Origin of the sequence: Microcoleus sp. B7-D4 (genome assembly GCF_036705125.1) — a bacterium.
In the GTDB taxonomy this organism is placed as follows: domain Bacteria; phylum Cyanobacteriota; class Cyanobacteriia; order Cyanobacteriales; family Microcoleaceae; genus Microcoleus.
This window is the reverse complement of record NZ_JAUBTT010000232.1, coordinates 1-2388: the sequence shown is the minus strand read 5'-3', so window position 1 is coordinate 2388 and position 2388 is coordinate 1. Positions and strand designations below refer to the sequence as shown.

1 protein-coding gene is annotated in these 2388 nt (G+C 46.8%); it reads left to right on the top strand.

Annotated features, from left to right (window positions below; all coding sequences use genetic code 11):
• Positions 1–623 precede the first annotated feature (623 nt).
• The gene (gene ltrA, locus QUB12_RS37040; RefSeq protein WP_333301312.1) at positions 624–2279 is read left to right on the top strand and encodes a group II intron reverse transcriptase/maturase; all 1656 of its coding nucleotides are present in this window, start codon (positions 624–626) and stop codon (positions 2277–2279) included.
• Positions 2280–2388: the final 109 nt, after the last annotated feature.

Sequence of the window (2388 nt, the reverse complement as noted above, 5' to 3'; positions counted from 1 at the left end):
GCAGATGACTTCGTGAGCGCGACACGATGTCGCATGTTGTGAGTGAGGAGGTGACTTCTCTAGGTTAGTGTCCAAACCTATCCTCAATCTCCAAGGGCATCACTGGTAACGGTGGGGTCTTTTGCAAGGAGGTAACGTCTAAGGAGCGTCCAAGCCATTTGGACAAACCGGGCAAGAGGAAGACTGAATGGGTGAACGCAAGTGAATCTCTGATGAGGCTGCGTGACGTCTGGTCATCGAAATATGGCTGATACGGTGATGAAGGGACAATGAACCTCGGTCTTACCAACCGAGGCACGGAATTCGGTCTTATGAATCGAATTCGAGGACACCCCGTCCCCGCAGTAAAGGAGACACCCTCTTCAGTTGCATCTCTAACATGTGGAACGTGGTAACCCCAATGGGGTCTGGATTTCCAGTAGGTCAACCGCAAGGACGACTGAATTCCCCAGTGGGACAGGGATGACCCAAGAAGCGAACGCCAGTAAGCCGAAAGGCAAAGGAAATCCATAACCTGCTGGATAGGGCAATACCCAACCTAAAAGGGTGCTGACGTGGGTCAGGTGAATTACCCAAAGACTTCTGTAATGATTTCTCACTCAGGGGCAAGTTAGATGCAAAGCATGGCTTTAGCAAACGGAACCAAAGGGCAAACCGATTGGAACGCCATTAACTGGCGCAAAATCAATCGGACTGTCAGGAATTTGAGACAGAGAATCTTTCGGGCGACCACAGAACGGAACTATAAAAAGGTACGTTCGCTTCAAAAGCTAATGCTACGAAGCTATGCCAACATTCTGATGAGTGTTCGCAGAGTGACACAGCAGAACGCAGGTAGAAATACGCCAGGAATTGACAAAGTAGTGGTGAAAACTCCTACAACCAGAGGCAAATTGGTCGATGAATTATCGGCTTTCACCCTTTGGAGAGTAAAACCTGCGCGTCGGGTGTACATACCGAAAACAAATGGAAAACAACGCCCACTGGGAATCCCGGTTGTCAAAGACAGATGTCTTCAAGCAATGGTCAAGAATGCTCTTGAACCAGAATGGGAGGCAAAGTTCGAGGGAACCAGCTACGGATTCCGCCCTGGTAGAAGTTGTCACGATGCCATTGAGAAGATCTTCGGCTTAGCTCGACCAAATAAACGGAAGAAATGGGTCGTAGATGCTGACATCAAAGGCGCATTTGACAATATCAGCCATGAATTCTTGCTCAAGGCAATTGGTGAAGTCCCTGGTCGGGAACTGATTAAACAATGGCTCAAGGCAGGATACATGGAACAAGGAGTTTTTCATGAAACGGATAGTGGAACTCCCCAGGGTGGCGTGGTGTCCCCCTTGTTGGCTAACATTGCCTTGCATGGAATGGAGGAAGCCATTGGTGTCAAATACGACTCCAGAGGTCAGTCTATTGGAAAGCGAGCAATCGTTCGTTATGCGGACGATTTTGCAGCATTCTGTGAGTCTAAAGAAGATGCCGAAGAAGTGATTGAAATCCTAAAAAGTTGGTTGCAACAAAGAGGGTTAGAGCTATCGGCCCAGAAAACCAAAATTGTTCATCTGAGTGAGGGATTCGACTTTCTAGGCTTCAACATCAGACACTACAGAGCCGAAAAAACCTCTAAAACAGGTTGGAAGCTGCTGATTAAGCCAAGCAAGGAATCGGTAAGCAAAATACGGAATAAGTTGCGAAAGGAATGGCTCTCCTTGCGAGGGTCGAATGTTCTAGCAATTATTAAACGCTTAAACCCGATTATTCGAGGATGGGCGAACTATTTCCGTTCAGGAGTGTCTTGTGAAATTTTTCATAGTCTTGACCGTTGGATGTTTCATCGGGCAGTTCGCTATATCAAGCACACCCACCCTAAAAAACCCCGTTACTGGAGACAAAGCCGCTATTGGGGCAGGCTGAATTTAGAGCGTAGCGACCGATGGGTATTTGGTGACAAAACCACAGGAATGCATTTGCTCAAATTTAGCTGGTTCAGGATAGAAAGACATATTCTGGTGAAGGGCAGATCATCTCCTGATGATCCAAATCTTAAAAGCTACTGGCAAGACAGGGAGAAGGCTAAATCTAAATCTCTTACTCCCAGTAAACAAAAGATTGCTCAGAACCAAGGATGCATTTGTCCTAAATGCGGAGAATCTCTATTCAACGGGGAAGAACTGCATGTTCATCACATTGAACCAAAACAACAGGGTGGGAGCAATAGCTACAAAAATCTCCGATTCTTACACTTCTACTGTCATCAACAGATTCATGCTGCAAAATGACTGAAGCATGTGGAAGCTAGTAATTTGCTTAAGCCGGATGTGCCCAAAGGTACAAGTCCGGTTTTGAGGGGAGGGGGTTACAGCGATGTAATCCCTTTACCCGACTTCT

Excerpts from the sequence above, each read along its gene's own strand:
- ltrA (WP_333301312.1), top strand. The coding sequence starts at position 624 with ATGGCTTTAGCAAACGGAACCAAAGGGCAAACCGATTGGAACGCCATT.